Source organism: Gordonia sp. X0973, from assembly GCF_013348785.1.
Lineage (GTDB): Bacteria > Actinomycetota > Actinomycetes > Mycobacteriales > Mycobacteriaceae > Gordonia.
In genome coordinates, this window is sequence record NZ_CP054691.1 from 2,485,295 (window position 1) to 2,500,972 (window position 15,678).

Below are 15,678 nucleotides of genomic sequence, written 5' to 3' on the forward strand. Positions count from 1 at the left end.
TCACTCCTCGCCTCTCGTCCGGGGTCGCAGGCTGTCCATCGGTGGCCGGTCGGCGAGGACGGTCTCGGTCACCTGGGTGGCGAAGGATCCGTCCGCGGCGGCCGCGAACTGGACCAGCGGCGCCCCCGAGTCGGCGATGCCGCACCGACGCAACAGCGTTCCGACGATCTGCCGGCTCATCACGCCCAATTCGGTGAGGGGCCGGTGGCGGTGCATCCGGACGCCGAGGTTGACCTGACCGATCGCCTGCGGGCCGCGCGCCTCGAGCGTGTCGATGAGCAGCCCGATCTCCACCCCGTATCCGGGGGCGAAGGGCAGCGAGGCGAGCAGGTCGCGGGTCCCGGCGTATTCGCCGCCCAGCGGTTGGACGACGTGGCTCAGCTCCGGTCGCAGCGCGGCCAACAGCGGCCGGGCGACGAGTTCGGTGACGCGGCCGCCGCCGTCCTCGATGTGCTGTGCCGCGGTGCGCCACGGCCTGCGGTAGTAGCCCTTCACCAGCTCGATCTCGGGCTGGGTGAGGATCGGCCCCACCAGCTTCGGGACGAACATCGGGTCGGGGCGCACCAGGTCGGAGTCGATGAAGACGATGACGTCGGCGGTGGTCGCGGCGATCGAGCGCCACAGGACCTCGCCCTTGCCGTCCACCGGCGGCACCTCGGGCAGCGCCTCCTCGCGCCGGACCACCCGCGCACCGGCCGCGCGCGCGACGGCGACGGTGTCGTCGGTGGAACCGGAGTCGAGCACCACCAGGTCGTCGACGAGCCCGCCCAGCAGCGGCAGCACCGATTCGACCACCCCGGCGACCGTGTCGGATTCGTTCAGCGCCGGCAGCACGACCGCGACGCTGCGCCCGGCCTTTGCCTCGACGAGTTCGGCGACCGTCCACGTCGGCCGATCCCACACGCTGGGCAGTTCCGGTAGCGGCGCGGTCATGCGAGCCCCCGGACCGCGCGGCGCGGCGAGCGGCGCCCGGTGATCGCCGCGACCATGTCGACGACGCGGCGGGTGGCGGCGACCTCGTGGGCGCGGAAGATCGCGGCGCCGTGCTCGGCGGCCAGCGCCGTGGCGGCGAGTGTGCCGTCGAGGCGCTCGTCGAGTTCGACGCCCAGCGTCTCGCCGACGAAATCCTTGTTGCTCAGGGCCATCAGCACCGGGTAGCCGAGCGCGGCGAGCCGATCGGTGTGGCGCAGCAGCGCCAGCCCGTGATGGGTGTTCTTGCCGAAGTCGTGCGTCGGGTCGACGACGATCCCGTCGGCCCGCACCCCGGCCGCCGCCGCGCGGGCGGCGGCAGCCGCGAGATCGGCGACCACCGCGTCGACGACGCCGTCGGCGGTGCTGCCGTAGCGCACCCGGTGCGGCCGGGTCCGCGGCACGGCGCCGCCGGTGTGCGAGCAGACCAGACCCGCCCCGCGCCGGGCGGCGACCTCCACCAGCGCCGGGTCCGCTCCGGCCCAGGTGTCGTTGATCAGGTCGGCGCCGGCGTCGCAGGCCGATTCGGCGACGGCGGCCCGCCAGGTGTCCACGCTGATGACGATGTCGGGGAACTGTGCGCGCACCCAGGCGATGAACCCGACGACGCGCTCGGCCTCGGCGGCGGCGTCGACGGTCTCCCCCGGTCCGGCCTTCACGCCGCCGATGTCGACGATGTCGGCACCCTCCGCGACGACCTGTTCGACCCGGCGCCGCGCCGCGTCGTCGTCGAAACTCGCGCCGCGGTCGTAGAAGGAGTCGGGCGTGCGGTTGACGATCGCCATCACGAGGGCGCGATCGGCTGCCACCGGTCGCCCGCAGAGCGTGGAATCAGCGGGGGGCACGGGCTTGCGCCACGTCCTGGGCATATTCGTCGTAGGCGGTGACGAATCCGTCCGCTTTGCCCTTGAGCACGTAGAGCGGGTCTCCGCCGACGTCGGTGAACCCCTCCTCGCGCAGCTCGACCTTGCGGTTCTTGAACGTCGACGTGGCCTCGACGGCGCCGATGATCCGGACGAACAGCGGGATCGCGTAGACCGGCAGCGTCGCGTAGAGGTGTTTGGCCAGCTTCTCGCCGTCGAACCCCGCGCCGTCGCTCAGCGTGACCGCGGCCATGCCGGCCTTGCCGTCGCACCCGGGTACCTGCGCGCCGTAGACCACCGACTGCTCGATGCCGTCGAAGGTGTCCAGCGCCCGCTCGACCTCGGTCGTCGCGACGTTCTCACCCTTCCACCGGAAGGTGTCGCCGAGGCGGTCGACGAAGGCGATGTGGCCCCAACCGACTTCGCGGACGAGGTCGCCCGAGTTGAACCAGGAGTCGCCCTTCTTGAAGCCGTCGCGGATGATCTTCTTCTCCGTCGCGGAGCTGTCGGTGTAGCCGTCGAGCGGCACCCGCTCGCTGATCTCGGAGATGAGCAGCCCGGGTTCCCCCTTGCGCACCGCGCGCAGCCGCCCGGCGGAGTCCCGCTTGGCCTCACCGGTCTCCTGGTCGTATTCGACGACCTTGAACGGCAGCGGGCAGAACCCGGCGGTCTTGGCGACGGTGAAGACGTTGACGAAGGCCAGGTTGAGTTCGCTTGCACCGTAGAACTCGACGATCCGCTTGATGCCGAAGCGCTGGGCGAACTCGTCCCAGATCTCCGGGCGCATCCCGTTGCCGACGGCCAGGCGCACCCCGTGGGTGCGGTCGGTCGACTTGGGCGGCTGGGCCAGCAGGTAGCGGCACAGTTCGCCGATGTAGCAGAAGGCGGTGGCCCGGTTGAGGATGACGTCCTCCCAGAACCGCGACGCGGAGAACTGCTTGGCGATCGCGACGCAGGCGCCGGCGGCGAGCACCGCGCCGAGGGACACCGAGAGCGCGTTGTTGTGGTACAGCGGCAGCGGGACGTACATGGTGTCCGACGGGCGCAGGCGCACCGCCATGCCGCCGATGCCCGACATGTTGGCCAGCCAGCGGTTGTGGCTCATGACGCTGGCCTTGGGCAGACCGGTCGTGCCGGAGGTGAAGATGTAGAACGCGTTGGTCGAGGCGGGCAGCGTCGCGGTGACCGCCGGGTTCGTCGCGGGACGCTTCGCCGACGCGGCGTCGAACTGCGTGTAGTCGTAGCGGTGTGCTGGCAGGCAATCCGGCGAGATCGACCCGAAGGACTCGGCGCATTCCGGGTCGAACACGATGACCTTGGCACCGAGCAGCTTCATGGAGTGGTCGGCGACCTCGCCCTGCTGGTTGTAGTTCATCATCCCGGCGACGGCGCCGAGCTTGACCGCGGCCAACGTCAGGTACAGCAGCGTCGGCGAGTTCTTGCCCAGCAGCGCCACCACGTCACCGGTGACCACGCCGTCGGCGGCGAGTTGGGCGGCATAGCGGTTGACGATGGCGTTGGCCTCGCCGTAGGTGGTCGTGTTGCCCTCGAAGCGGACGAAGGGCCGCTGCGGGTGCTTGCCGGCGTGCTGTTGGAACACGCTGCCGATGGTCTTGCGCGCATCGGCGGGCCGGTGGATCAGTCCGGGTGCGTGGCGCAGCATGAGCGGGGCCGACGGAACCATGTCGACCACGCCCTTGGCCAGATCGGTCAGCCTCACCTTGGTCGTGGCGTTTGCGCTGTTGGGCACGAAAATCCCCCTCATCGTCGAGTCTGCGAACATCCTACTGTCGGGTAACGGCGGTCACAGCATCGGCCACCGTCGCGACGACCCGCATGCGGTTCAACGCGTCCGCGGCGACGAATCCCTCGCCGCGCAGCTCGTCGAGCCAGGAGAGCAACGGCTGGTAGAAACCATCCGCGTCGAGCAGGACGACGGGCTTGTCGTGCTCGCCCAGATAGCCGCCGGTCCAGGTCTCGAACAGCTCCTCGAGCGTGCCGATGCCGCCGGGCAGCGTGATGAAGCCGTCGGCCCGCACCTCCATGAGGCGTTTGCGCTCGCGCATGGTGTCGGTGACGATCAGCTCGTCGCTGTCGTGGTCGGCGGCCTCCCGCTCGACGAGGTGGCCGGGGATGATGCCGACCGTCTTGCCCCCGGCGGCCCGCGTCGCCGCGCCGACCGCGCCCATCATGGAGACGTGGCCGCCGCCGCTGATCAACGTGTGCCCACCCGCGCCGAGTGCCGTGCCCAGGTCCGCCGCGAGGTCGATGTAGCGCTGCGGAACCGGCCCGGAGGCGCAGTAGACGCAGATGTCGGCCACTATTTCGCCTCCCGCGCCGCGCGGGATTCGGCCAGGATCTCGACCACTTCTTCCGGGGTGTCGACGACGCTGATCAGCCCGGGATCACCCGGCGACACCATGCCCTCGGCGACGAGTCGGTCGGTGATCCACTCGTGCAGTCCGGCCCAGAATTCGCGGCCCACCAGGATGATCGGGAACTGCGTCACCTTGTGCGTCTGCACCAGGGTCAACGCCTCGAACAGCTCGTCGAGGGTGCCGAATCCGCCGGGGAGGCAGACGAAGGCCTGCGCGTATTTCACGAACATCGTCTTGCGGGCGAAGAAGTAGCGGAAGTTCAGGCCGATGTCGATGAACGGGTTGAGGTGTTGCTCGAACGGTAGCTCGATCCCCAGCCCGATGGAGCACGCGCCGGCCTGGCGCGCACCGCGGTTGACCGACTCCATGCTCCCCGGGCCGCCGCCGGTGATCACCGCATACCCGGCTGCGCCGAGGGCACGGCCCAGGTCGACGCCGAGTTCGTAGCCGGGGGTGCCCAACGCGGTGCGCGCGGAGCCGAAGACGGTGACCGCGTCCTCGACGTGCAGCAGGGCGTCGAAGCCGTCGACGAAATCGGCCTGGATGCGCAGCACGCGCCAGGAGTCGTCGAGTTTGGTCTGGTTGACCTCGGCCTGGCTGCGCGGCGGGCGGCGGTTGAGCAACCGCCGGTCGGAGGTTTCGATCTCGCTCATGCCGGCTCTCCCTGCAGGTAGTCGCGCAGCACTCGGTGCACGGTGTGGATCTCCGCGACGGCGACGTGCTCGTCGCACATGTGGGCGATGCTCGGATCGCCCGGGCCGAAGTTGACCGCGGGGATCCCCCGCGCGGCGAATCGGGAGACGTCGGTCCAGCCGTACTTGGCGCGGAACCTCCCGTCGGCGGCGGCGACCAGTTCGGCGGCGGCGGGATTCGACAGACCGGGCAGCGCGCCGGGGGCGCTGTCGGTCAACTCGACGGTCAGCTCGTCGCCGCCCGGCGCCGAGGCGATCACGTCGCGCACATGCGCCAATGCCTGCTCGGCGCTGCGGTCGGGTGCGAACCGGAAGTTGATGTCGACGCTCGCCGCATCGGGCACGACGTTCCCGGCGACCCCGCCGGTCACCGCGACGGCCTGCAACCCCTCCCGGTATTCGCAGCCGTCGATGTCGACCCGGCGCGGCTCGTAGGCGGCGAGGACGCCCAGCAGGCCGCCCAGCCGATGGATCGCGTTCTGGCCCATCCAGGCCCGCGCGGTGTGGGAACGGGTGCCAGACGCGCTCACCCGCACCCGCAGGGTGCCCTGGCAGCCCGCCTCGATCAGCCCTCCGGTCGGCTCGCCCAGGATGGCCACGTCGGCCTCGAGCCACTCCGGCAGTTCCTCCTCGATGACGCCGAGACCGTTGAACTCGGCGGCGATCTCCTCGCAGTCGTAGAAGACCAGCGTCAGATCGTGGCGCGGCTGCTCGAGGGTGGCGGCGAGGTGCAGGAACACCGCGTCGCCCGACTTCATGTCGACGCTGCCGCAGCCGTGGATGACGTCTCCCCCGGGACGCGACTCCCAGCGGTGGGGCAGGTTGTCGGCGAGGGGGACGGTGTCGAGGTGACCGGCCAGCAGGACGCGCCGCTCCCGCCCGAGGCTGGTGCGGGCGAGCACGCGGTTGCCGTTGCGGACCACCTCGAAACCGCTGGTCTGCCGGCGCAGCGCCGCTTCCACCGCATCGGCGATCGCCGCTTCGTCGCGGGACACGCTGGGGATGTCGATCAGGGCGGCGGTCAGCTGCGCCGGGTCGGCGCGCAAGTCCAATGCCATGGCGCTCGATCCTACCGGGCGCCCCGGTAGGATTGCCCGACGTGAGCACCCAAGGAGCATTCGCCGTCGGCATCGCCACGGTCACCGACACCGACACCGTCCTGGACACCTGGTTCCCCGCACCCGAATTGGGCGTCGCCTCCGAGACGGGCACGACGGTGCTCTCCGGCAACGACGTGCCCGCCGAGCTGGCCGACCTGGTCGGCTCCGACGAGCTGCGCGGTGTGCGGACCGTCGCGGTCCGCACGTCCATCGCCGACCTGTCCGCCGCCCCCACCGACGCGCATGACGTGTACCTGCGCCTGCATCTGCTCTCCCATCGGCTCGTCGCCCCGCACGGGGTCAACCTGGACGGCCAATTCGGCCTCCTCACCAACGTCGTGTGGACCAACTTCGGCCCCTGCGCCGTCGAGGGCTTCGAGCAGGTCCGCGCCAAGCTGCGCACCCGCGGGCACGTCACGATCCTCTCCATCGACAAGTTCCCCCGCATGGTCGACTACGTCGTCCCGGCCGGCGTCCGCATCGGCGACGCCGACCGCGTGCGCCTCGGCGCCCACCTGGCGTCGGGGACCACCGTCATGCACGAGGGCTTCGTCAACTTCAACGCCGGCACCCTGGGCGATTCGATGGTCGAGGGCCGCATCTCCGCGGGCGTCGTCGTGGGCGAGGGCTCCGACATCGGCGGCGGCGCGTCGACGATGGGCACCCTCTCCGGCGGCGGCAAGGAGATCATCTCGCTGGGACGGCGCTGCCTGCTCGGCGCGAACTCCGGCTGCGGCATCCCGCTGGGCGACGACTGCGTCATCGAGGCGGGCCTCTACGTCACCGCGGGCACGAAGGTCGTGGGGCCGGACGGATCGGAGGCCAAGGCCCGTGACCTGGCCGGCCAGTCGAACATCCTGTTCCGGCGCAACAGCACCACCGGCGTCGTCGAGGTCGTGCCGTGGAAGGGCGACGGCATCGCCCTCAACGACGCGCTGCACAAGAACGACTGAGGATCGCGGCGTAGCGTCGAGTCCGTGGATGCACAGCGGTGGGCCCGGACCGACGACTACCTCGAGCGGACCGTCGCCGACGATGCGACGGGATTCGACTTCATCCGGCGGGCGCAGGCCGACGCCGGACTGCCCGACATCGCGGTTTCGCCGACACAGGGCAAGTTCCTCTACCTGCTGGCCCGGATCGCGCGGGCGCGCCGGATCCTGGAGATCGGCACACTCGGCGGCTACAGCACCGCGTGGCTGGCGAAGGCCGTCGGCGCCGACGGCCTCGTCGTGACGCTGGAGTACGAGCGCGCACATGCCGAGGTCGCCGGTGCCAGTCTGGCCAAGGCCGGTCTCATCGACCGCGTCGACATCCGGGTCGGGGCCGCCCTGGACCTGCTGGACTCGGTCACCGGCCCGTTCGACCTGGTCTTCATCGACGCCGACAAGGCCAACAACCCGAACTACCTGACGCAGGCGCTGCGGCTCACCGGGCCGGGGGCCGTCATCGTCGTCGACAACGTGGTGCGCCGGATCGACGAGGACGGACCGGATGCCGACGGGACGCGGCGGGCGCTGGAGATGCTCGGCTCCGATCCGCGGTTGGATGCGACGGCGCTGCAGACCGTCGGGGTCAAGGGTTGGGACGGATTCGCGGTGGCGGTCGTCAAATGAGCGCCGGGCACACGGTCGTGATCGATCTGCCGACCGGCACGGCCGAAGCCTTCCTCGCCGGTGCCGGCCCCGGGGTGCTGCTCTACATGGATGCCATCGGGCTGCGGCCCCAGATCGAGGCGATGGCACAGCGCATCGCCTCCTGGGGATACACCGTCCTCGCGCCGAACGTGTTCTGGCGCGACGGGACCGCGGCCGAGCTGGCCCCGAAGACGGATCTGCGGATCCCCGGCAACCGCGAGGCCTTCTTCGCCTCGGGGGTGATGGACCGGGTCGCGGCCCTCACGCCGACCGTTGTCCGCGACGACGCGCGCGTCTGGCTGGACACGCTGGCCGAGCACGCCTCCGCCGGACCGGTCGCGGCCGTCGGCTACTGTTTCGGCGGCCGGCTGGCATTGCGGACCGCCGCCGACTTCCCCGACCGGGTCGCCGCGGTCGGCCTCTTCCACAGCGGCGGCCTCGTCGTCGACGGCCCGGACAGCCCGCATCTGCTCCTGCCGCGGGTGGGCGCCCGGGTGCTGGCCGGGCACGCCGACCACGATCGATCCAACTCGCCCGAGCAGATCGCCGCCTTCGACGAGGCACTGACCTCGGCCGGGATCGAGCACGCCACGGCGGTCTACCCCGACGCGCCGCACGGCTACACGATGGCGGACACCCCGATGTATCAGGAGACGGGCGCACAGCGGCACTACGACGAGCTGCGCGAACTCCTCGCCCAGGCGTTGGTGCCTTAGGACGCTGGCGCGACGAGGCGACGGGCGGCTTGCGCGATCTGCTCGTCGGAGGCGGTCAGCGCGATGCGGACGTGCGTGGCGCCGGCCGGGCCGTAGAAATCTCCCGGAGCGGCGAGGATGCCGCGCTGCGCGAGCCAGTGATGGGTGACGCGGGCATCCTCGTCGCGGGTGGCCCACAGGTAGAGCCCCGCCTCGGAATGGTCGACGCGCAGCCCGGCCTCGACCACGGCGGGCAGCAGCACGTCGCGCCGCGCCCGGTAACGGGCGGCCTGCTCGTCGACGTGGCGGTCGTCGGTCAGCGCCGCGGTCATGGCCGCCTGGATCGGGAAGGGCACCATCAGCCCCGCGTGCTTGCGCACGGCGAGCAATTCCCCGACGAGATCGGCGTCCCCGGCGAAGAAACCGGCCCGGTACGAGGCCAGGTTGGAGATCTTCGAGAGCGAATGCACCGCGATCAGGCCGCTGACGTCACCGTCGCAGACGCGCGGGTCGAGCACCGAGACCGGTTCGGCCTCCCACGCCAGGCCCAGGTAGCACTCGTCGGAGACCACCACCGCGCCGCGTTCGCGCGCCCAACCCACGGCGGCACGCATCTGCTCGACGCCCATGACGGCGCCGGTCGGGTTCGACGGGGAGTTGAGGAACACCAGCGCCGGGTCGGCGCCCTCGGCGATGCCGTCGGCATCCGCCCGCACCGCCGTCGCACCCGCGAGCAGGGCGCTCACCTCGTAGGTGGGGTAGGCGACCTGCGGGATGACGACGGTGTCGCCGGCCCCCACCCCGAGCAGCCCGCAGATCGAGGCGATGGCCTCCTTGGTGCCGATGACCGGCAGGATCTGGTTCTGCGCCAACTCGACCGAGCCGTAGCGCCGGGTCAGCGCGGCGGTCGCGGCCTCGCGCAACTCGCGCGTGCCCACCGTCGTCGGATACCCGGGGAACTCCGACGCGGCCGTCAGCGCGTCGCGGATGAGGGGGTCGACCGGGTCGACCGGGGTGCCGACGGACAGGTCGACGATGCCGCCGGGATGGGCCGCGGCGGTCGCCCGTGCACCGGCGATGGTGTCCCACGGGAAGTCGGGCAGCGCTGCGCTCACCCGGCGGCGCTCACGCCCGACCGCTGCCATCGGCCTTAGTCCTCCTCGCCCATCGGCGGGAGGTTCTTGACGAACGGCGGGTCGTAGTCGACCTTGCCGACCTTGCTGGCACCGCCGGGTGAGCCGAGGTCGTCGAAGAAGTCGACGTTGGCCGCCGTGTAGGGCTCCCACTCGTCGGGCACGTCGTCCTCGTAGAAGATGGCCTCGACCGGGCAGACCGGCTCACACGCACCGCAGTCGACGCATTCGTCGGGCTGGATGTAGAGGCTGCGGCCGCCCTCATAGATGCAGTCCACCGGACACTCTTCGACACAAGCCTTGTCCATGACGTCCACACAGGGCTCGGCGATGATGTAGGTCACCACAGTCTCCTTAACGATGCCGGCGCGCGACGCCGGGAAACGATTCTCGGCCGCGCGGCAATGGGCTGGGCCGCGACGCGCCGATTAACTGAAGCCTTCAGACACTGATTATCAATCATGGGCGCTGGCCAGCGAAATCGAGGCTGGTCCGAACATGGCCCGGATCACCCCGACCGCCGTCGACGCGCCCGTATTCGGTGGTCCGCTGCCGGGCCGGGCGGCCGATTCCGTCGGCGATCGCGTGGAGTTCGGCGACCGTCTTCTCCGAGCCGTGCTCGGAGCCCGCCATCCGCGAGATCGTCTCCTCCATCAGCGTGCCGCCCAGGTCGTTGGCGCCGCCGCGCAGCATGGCGCGGGTGCCGTCGACGCCGAGTTTGACCCAGCTGGTCTGGATGTTGTCGATCCGGCCGTGCAGCATGATCCGCGCCAGCGCGTGGACCGCCCGGTTGTCCCGCCGCGTCGGACCGGGGCGCGCGGCACCCGCCAGGTACAGCGGCGAACTCTGGTGGACGAAGGGCAGCGGGACGAATTCGGTGAACCCGCCGGTCTCGTCCTGGATGCCGCGCAGGGTGTTGAGATGCCCCACCCAGTGCCGCGGCGCGTCGACGTGGCCGTACATCATCGTCGAACTCGACCGCAGGCCCACGCGGTGCGCGGTCGTGATGACCTCGATCCAGGTCGCGGTGGGCAGCTTGCCCTTCGTCAGCACCCAGCGCACCTCGTCGTCGAGGATTTCCGCCGCGGTGCCCGGGATGGTGTCGAGTCCGGCCTCGCGCAGGGCGACGAGCCAGTCGTGCACCGTCTGCCCGCCGCGCGACGCCCCGTTGACCACCTCCATCGGGCTGAACGCGTGGACGTGCATCGACGGGACGCGCGCCTTGACCGCGCGGACCAGATCGGCGTAGCCGGTGACCGGCAGCTCCGGGTCGATCCCGCCCTGCATGCAGACCTCGGTGGCCCCGGCTACGTGGGCCTCCCAGGCGCGGTCGGCCACCTCCTGTGCGGAGAGCGTGAACGCATCCGCGTCACCCTTGCGCTGCGCGAACGCACAGAACCGGCAACCGGTGTAACAGATGTTGGTGAAGTTGATGTTGCGGTTGACGACGTAGGTGACGTCGGGTCCGACGACGTCGGCGCGGATCGAATCCGCCAGGGCGACCATCGCTTCGAGGTCGTCGCCGTCGGCGGTGGCCAGCGCGAGGTAGTCGTCGTCGCTGCAGCCGGCCGGATCATTCTCCGCGTGGCGCAGCGCGGCGGCCACCTCCGAGGAGAGGCGGCTCGGCGCACCCGACTCCGCGTCGGCGAGGGCCCGCACCTGTTCGCGGACCGTCTCCCAGTCGCCGAATGCCGAACCGAGGTCGCTGCGGGTCTCGGTGCGCCTGCCCTCGTCGTCGATCTCGGTGTTCAAGTCCACGCGCCCCGAGGAATCCCACTCCTCGTCGGGCTCCTGCCAGGCCATCCCCGCCGGCATCGCCTCCGCGGCGGCCAATCCGGTGGCCGGATCGGCCAGCGCCCGCACGTGGCCGACCACGCGCGGATCGATCCACGGCGATCCGGCGAGCACATAGGGCGGCTGCGCGGTGAGCCGCTCGGTCAGGATGAACCCCGCGGCGGCGGTGATGTCGGCCAACGCGTCCAGATTGGGCCACGGGCGTTCCGGGTTGACGTGATCCGGCGTCAGCGGCGACACCCCGCCCCAGTCGTCGATACCGGCCGCGATCAGCGCGGCGCACTCGTCGGCGTCGACGAGGTTCGGCGGCGCCTGCACCCGCATCGCCGGCCCCATCAGCAACCGGGTGACCGCGATCGCCGCCCGGTACTGCGCCAGATCGGCATCGGGCACCGCGCGCATCGCGGTATCGGGCTTGGCGCGGAAGTTCTGGACGATCACTTCCTGGATGTGCCCGAAGGCCTTGTGGCTGGCTCGGATCGCCATGATCGACTCGGCGCGCTCGGCGCGGGTCTCGCCGATGCCGACGAGGATCCCCGTCGTGAACGGCACCGACAACCGGCCCGCATCGGTGAGGACCTGCAGCCGTACCTTCGGATCCTTGTCCGGGCTGCCGTAGTGGGCCTGCCCCTTCTCGGTGAACAGCCTGCTCGAGGTCGTCTCCAGCATCATCCCCATCGACGGCGCGACGGGCTTGAGGCGGGAGATCTCCTCCCACGACATCACGCCGGGGTTCAGGTGCGGCAGCAGGCCGGTCTCCTCGAGGACGCGGATCGCCGCGGCCCGCACGTACTGCAACGTCGAGTCGTAACCGCGCGCGTCGAGCCACTCGGCCGCCTGCGGCCAGCGCTCCTCGGGACGGTCGCCGAGCGTGAACAGGGCTTCCTTGCAGCCGAGCGCGGCACCGGCCCGCGCGATCTCCAGCACCTCGTCGATCTCCAGGTACATCCCCTTGCCCTGCGCCGCGAGCTTGCCGGGCACGGTGACGAAGGTGCAGTAGTGGCACCGGTCGCGGCACAGGTGGGTCAGCGGGATGAAGACCTTGCGCGAATAGGTGACCTGCCCGTCGCGCCCGGCGTCGGCCAGACCCGCGTCGCGGACACGGGCGGCGCTGGTACACAGGTCGTCGAGGTCGGGGCCCGTGGCGGCCAACAGCACCGCCGCCTCGTCGACGTTGAGCGTCGCACCGTCACGGGCGCGTCGCAGGGCTCGTCGCATCGCCGCGTCGGAAGGGCGTTCCTCGGTCACCTTGCCGATAGTAGACGCGGCTCCTAGTCGGGGTCGCGCGGCGCCTGGCGCTGCGCGACGACGATGCGCTCCCGCTGCGCCGAGAGACCGCGCACGACGGCCGGCCCGATCAGCCCGGCGACGAACAGCAGCGGGGTGCGCCAGTCGTTGGGGAGGACCACGTTGCCGCCCGGCCCGCCGAAGAGGGCGACGAGCACGACCAGCCCCCAGCCGATGACCGGCAGCCAATTCCACGGCGTCTGCACCTGCCCCGTCGCCAACCACAGCAGCAACCCGTTGCCCACCAGCGCGATGAGGATGCCGACGGGTGCGGCGGTCGTCCCGATATAGGGCGTCAAGAACACCACCGACAGGATTCCGACGATGATGCCGTCGAGGAAGAGGAAGACGCGCAGCACCGCCTCGGCGAACGGATCACTCATGGCATGACTCCCTCGAACAGGTCGGTCTCGCGGCGCGCCGGGTCGACGCCGGGATCGACGCGGCGGAAGTGCTCCACCGCCCCGATGGGCGCCAGGATGTTGTTGGAGAGCGCGTATTCGCGGCCCGACTCCGACACCGACACCTGGGTGGCGTGTGCGGCGAGCGCGGCCACCTTGCGGTCGAACACCGCACTCACGTCGACCGCCGCGGTGATCTCGTCGTCGGGATAGCTCGGCAGTTCACCCGGTTGCGGCATCCGCCACCCGGCGGGCACGCGGTCGGCGGCCGCGGCGAGTCCCTCGGCCAGCGCCGACGCCTGCGTCACCGATTCGTAGACCTTGACCGCGCGCCCGGTCTCGGCCGTGTGGCGCGCCACCGCCGCCGCGCACGCCTCATGCACCCGACGGTGATCGGGGTGGCCGTAGGTGCCGGCCTCGTCGTAGGTGACGACGACCTGCGGATCGAAAGTCCGTAGCTCGTCCAGCAGCGCCTCGACCACGTCGTCCAGCGGTGCCCGCACCAGCGCCCGCGGGTGCCGCGCCGCCGCCGAGCCGGCCATCCCCGAGTCGCGCCACCGCCCGGCACCGCCGAGGAAGCGGGGTGCCACCGGCTCGGCGCCGGGTGGGCTGAGCGCGGCCAGGGCCGCGGTGAGCTCGCCGATCCGGAACCCGCCGAGCTGATCGGCACCGCCGTCGGCGACGAGTCCGGCCCACCGCTGCCCGATGACCTCGCCCTCCTCCCCCAGCGTGAAGGTCACGACCACGACCTGCACCCCGTCGGCCAGGTAGCGCGCGATGGTGCCGCCGGTCATCAGCGACTCGTCGTCGGGGTGCGCGTGGACCAGCAGCAGACGCCTGCCGTCGCGCGCGGCGGCCGTCACGACTGCGTCCACTTGTCGGCACCGGCGAAGATCGACGTCTGCACCGGACCGGCGAGAGGGACCCCGAGCACCTCGTTGGTGACCACGACGAGTGCCGAATCCTGGTAGATGGGCAGGTAGATCGACGCGTCGGCCAGCTCGCCCTCGGCCTGGTAGAGCAGGTCGGAGGGATCGGGCGAGGCCAGCGCCCGCCGGGCCAGGTCGATGAGCGCGGCGTCGCACAGGCCGGAGGTGTTGCTGGTGTAGCTCTGCGCGGCGGGATCGTCGCCGCGACCGGGCTTCACCGACTCGGTGACCTTCTTCGGCTGGTCGCAGTCGACCAATGAGGCCAAGGCCGTCGCCGGCGCGACCGCGCCGTCATTCCACCCGACGACGAGGTCGACGCGCCCCGAGGAGAGCGCCGAGCCGTACAGGTCGGTGTTGGACAGTCTCGCCACCGTCACGCTCACCCCGAAGGAGCGCAGTTGGTCGGCGACCGCCGAGGCCGCGGCGACGGTGCGCGGATCGGCCGCGACCGCCCCGATGGTCACCTGCAGCGGCTCCTCGCCCTTCATGATCGGGGCGACTCCCGGCGGAATCCGCTCGTCCGGCTCGTGGCTCCGACTCGGCTTGGGTGCCGCCGACGGGGCCGACGTGGACGGCACGGGCGTACTCGGCGCGGCGCCGCCGTGCGGCGGCTTGGGCGCGGGATGCGGCCGCTGCGGCGGGGTGCCGCGCCGGAAGCCGGCCAAGGCCAGCAGGTCCATCACCGTCGCGGCCGACGGGTGCGGCCGGCCCGGGTCGAAGTAGTTCGGGTCCGACGGCACGTAGACGGTGTTGGCGAAGGGGGCGACGTCGTCGTCCCCGGCCGCGGCGTAGCGCACCAGGTCGGCATTGACCATGCCCAAGATCCCGGTGCGCACCGCGGGGGTGCGCATCGCCGCCGTGCGGGTGTTCACATGGATCCCCAGGACGCGGGCCTGCAGGTTGCGACGGCCGACGGTGCCGGGCAGCGAGGACAGTAGCCGCTCCTGGGCGGGTCCGGCACTGACCACGCCCAGCGCGGAGTCACCGCTGCGCAGCGACTCGACGGTCTGCGACTGGGTGCCGGGACGGCGGAACACGATCTGGTCGAGCTTGGCCGGCTCCTTCCAGAACCGGTCGTTGCGCACGATGCGCACCTCGTCGCGGGCGAGGTCGATGCCGACGATCGAGAACGGGCCGCCCGACACCGGCTTGCCCGCGTCCATGCCGGTCTGGAATCCGTTGGGCATGGCCCGCAGCACGTGGCTGGGCAGCAGCGCGCTGAACAGCTCCTGCCAGCGCGGATAGGGCGAGGCGAAGGTGACGACGACGGATTTTCCGCCGGCCCCGGTCTGCACCGAGTCGATGAGCCGGTACCCGGCGGGCGAGACCGCGTTGGGCTGCCGCGACATCTGCTGCCACAGGTAGATGAAGTCGTCCCCGGTGATCGGCAGGCCGTCGGACCACTGGGCGTCGGTCTGGATGCGGTAGGTGACGGTGAACGGGGCCGTCGAGGTGACGGTGGCCGAGGTGAGCAGCGACGGCGACAGCTCCCAGCGCAGGTCGCCGTCGGGGCCGGGCACCGGGTCGAAGGCGCTGGGCAGCGTCAACGTCCCGAGGGCCGTGGTGACCGGCGACTGGTCGGCCGCCAGGTGCGGGTTGAACCCGGCGCCGATCGCGTCGGTGGCGACGTAGATGGTCTTCTCGGTCGGGTACTCGGCCTGGACCGGTGCCGGTGCACTCGGTTGCACGGGTGGCGGCGGACTGGCCATACAGCCCGATGCGACCAGGGCCGCGGCGGCTACCGCCACCGCACCGACCAGTCCCGACTTGCGCACCAACCGTCTCCCCTCCACCGGTCCG

At 71.3% G+C, this 15,678-nt stretch carries 15 protein-coding genes; 3 read left to right on the forward strand and 12 right to left on the reverse strand.

What is annotated here, in order from left to right:
• From HUN08_RS12180 to dapE, 6 genes are read right to left on the reverse strand one after another with little or no spacing between them, the layout of a single operon-like run.
• Complete coding sequence (locus tag HUN08_RS12180; protein WP_124247215.1) at positions 1-933, reverse strand: glucosyl-3-phosphoglycerate synthase; 933 nt, start codon at positions 931-933, stop codon at positions 1-3.
• Positions 930-1,838 (reverse strand): dihydropteroate synthase, encoded by a 909-nt coding sequence (gene folP, locus HUN08_RS12185; RefSeq protein ID WP_124247214.1) that lies wholly within the window; start codon positions 1,836-1,838, stop codon positions 930-932. The genes HUN08_RS12180 and folP overlap by 4 nt, the downstream gene beginning before the upstream one ends.
• Positions 1,801-3,597, reverse strand: coding sequence for a long-chain-acyl-CoA synthetase (locus HUN08_RS12190; protein ID WP_124247213.1), 1,797 nt, complete (start codon positions 3,595-3,597; stop codon positions 1,801-1,803). The genes folP and HUN08_RS12190 overlap by 38 nt, the downstream gene beginning before the upstream one ends.
• A gap of 19 nt (positions 3,598-3,616) precedes the next feature.
• Entirely contained in the window at positions 3,617-4,153 is a 537-nt protein-coding gene (locus HUN08_RS12195) for a TIGR00730 family Rossman fold protein (protein WP_124247212.1), read from the reverse strand.
• The gene (locus HUN08_RS12200; protein WP_124247211.1) at positions 4,153-4,863 is read right to left on the reverse strand and encodes a TIGR00730 family Rossman fold protein; all 711 of its coding nucleotides are present in this window, start codon (positions 4,861-4,863) and stop codon (positions 4,153-4,155) included. The genes HUN08_RS12195 and HUN08_RS12200 overlap by 1 nt, the downstream gene beginning before the upstream one ends.
• Positions 4,860-5,960, reverse strand: coding sequence for a succinyl-diaminopimelate desuccinylase (gene dapE / locus HUN08_RS12205; RefSeq protein ID WP_124247210.1), 1,101 nt, complete (start codon positions 5,958-5,960; stop codon positions 4,860-4,862). The genes HUN08_RS12200 and dapE overlap by 4 nt, the downstream gene beginning before the upstream one ends.
• A 41-nt stretch (positions 5,961-6,001) precedes the next feature.
• On the opposite strand from dapE, the gene dapD reads away from it, so the two are divergent.
• Genes dapD through HUN08_RS12220 form a run of 3 tightly spaced genes read left to right on the forward strand, consistent with a single transcriptional unit; the run spans position 6,002 to position 8,355 of the window.
• Complete coding sequence (gene dapD, locus HUN08_RS12210; RefSeq protein ID WP_124247209.1) at positions 6,002-6,955, forward strand: 2,3,4,5-tetrahydropyridine-2,6-dicarboxylate N-succinyltransferase; 954 nt, start codon at positions 6,002-6,004, stop codon at positions 6,953-6,955.
• Positions 6,956-6,979: 24 nt separating this feature from the next.
• Complete coding sequence (locus HUN08_RS12215) at positions 6,980-7,618, forward strand: O-methyltransferase (protein ID WP_124247208.1); 639 nt, start codon at positions 6,980-6,982, stop codon at positions 7,616-7,618.
• The gene (locus tag HUN08_RS12220; protein WP_124247207.1) at positions 7,615-8,355 is read left to right on the forward strand and encodes a dienelactone hydrolase family protein; all 741 of its coding nucleotides are present in this window, start codon (positions 7,615-7,617) and stop codon (positions 8,353-8,355) included. The genes HUN08_RS12215 and HUN08_RS12220 overlap by 4 nt, the downstream gene beginning before the upstream one ends.
• On the opposite strand, the gene dapC is transcribed toward HUN08_RS12220, so the two are convergent.
• The 6 genes from dapC to HUN08_RS12250 all read right to left on the reverse strand — a co-directional run bounded on the left by dapC (position 8,352) and on the right by HUN08_RS12250 (position 15,653).
• A complete protein-coding gene (dapC, locus tag HUN08_RS12225) occupies positions 8,352-9,479 on the reverse strand; it encodes a succinyldiaminopimelate transaminase (protein WP_124247206.1) in 1,128 nt (375 codons plus the stop codon). The two genes, HUN08_RS12220 and dapC, sit on opposite strands and share 4 nt — an antisense overlap.
• 5 nt (positions 9,480-9,484) lie before the next feature.
• The gene (gene fdxA / locus HUN08_RS12230) at positions 9,485-9,814 is read right to left on the reverse strand and encodes a ferredoxin (RefSeq protein WP_124247205.1); all 330 of its coding nucleotides are present in this window, start codon (positions 9,812-9,814) and stop codon (positions 9,485-9,487) included.
• 112 nt (positions 9,815-9,926) lie between these two features.
• The gene (locus HUN08_RS12235; protein ID WP_301546707.1) at positions 9,927-12,509 is read right to left on the reverse strand and encodes a bifunctional FO biosynthesis protein CofGH; all 2,583 of its coding nucleotides are present in this window, start codon (positions 12,507-12,509) and stop codon (positions 9,927-9,929) included.
• 23 nt (positions 12,510-12,532) lie between these two features.
• On the reverse strand, positions 12,533-12,931 hold the full coding sequence (locus HUN08_RS12240; RefSeq protein WP_124247204.1) for a hypothetical protein: 399 nt from the start codon (positions 12,929-12,931) through the stop codon (positions 12,533-12,535).
• Entirely contained in the window at positions 12,928-13,812 is an 885-nt protein-coding gene (gene mshB, locus HUN08_RS12245) for an N-acetyl-1-D-myo-inositol-2-amino-2-deoxy-alpha-D-glucopyranoside deacetylase (protein ID WP_301546708.1), read from the reverse strand. The genes HUN08_RS12240 and mshB overlap by 4 nt, the downstream gene beginning before the upstream one ends.
• Positions 13,809-15,653 carry an ABC transporter substrate-binding protein gene (locus tag HUN08_RS12250; RefSeq protein WP_367649920.1) on the reverse strand — a complete coding sequence of 615 codons (1,845 nt, stop codon included), beginning with the start codon at positions 15,651-15,653 and terminating at the stop codon, positions 13,809-13,811. The genes mshB and HUN08_RS12250 overlap by 4 nt, the downstream gene beginning before the upstream one ends.
• Between the last annotated feature and the right edge of the window lie 25 nt (positions 15,654-15,678).

Excerpts from the sequence above, each read along its gene's own strand:
- HUN08_RS12180 (WP_124247215.1), bottom strand. The coding sequence starts at position 933 with ATGACCGCGCCGCTACCGGAACTGCCCAGCGTGTGGGATCGGCCGACG.
- folP (WP_124247214.1), bottom strand. The coding sequence starts at position 1,838 with ATGCCCAGGACGTGGCGCAAGCCCGTGCCCCCCGCTGATTCCACGCTC.
- HUN08_RS12190 (WP_124247213.1), bottom strand. The coding sequence starts at position 3,597 with ATGAGGGGGATTTTCGTGCCCAACAGCGCAAACGCCACGACCAAGGTG.
- HUN08_RS12200 (WP_124247211.1), bottom strand. The coding sequence starts at position 4,863 with ATGAGCGAGATCGAAACCTCCGACCGGCGGTTGCTCAACCGCCGCCCG.
- dapE (WP_124247210.1), bottom strand. The coding sequence starts at position 5,960 with ATGGCATTGGACTTGCGCGCCGACCCGGCGCAGCTGACCGCCGCCCTG.
- HUN08_RS12220 (WP_124247207.1), top strand. The coding sequence starts at position 7,615 with ATGAGCGCCGGGCACACGGTCGTGATCGATCTGCCGACCGGCACGGCC.
- dapC (WP_124247206.1), bottom strand. The coding sequence starts at position 9,479 with ATGGCAGCGGTCGGGCGTGAGCGCCGCCGGGTGAGCGCAGCGCTGCCC.
- HUN08_RS12240 (WP_124247204.1), bottom strand. The coding sequence starts at position 12,931 with ATGAGTGATCCGTTCGCCGAGGCGGTGCTGCGCGTCTTCCTCTTCCTC.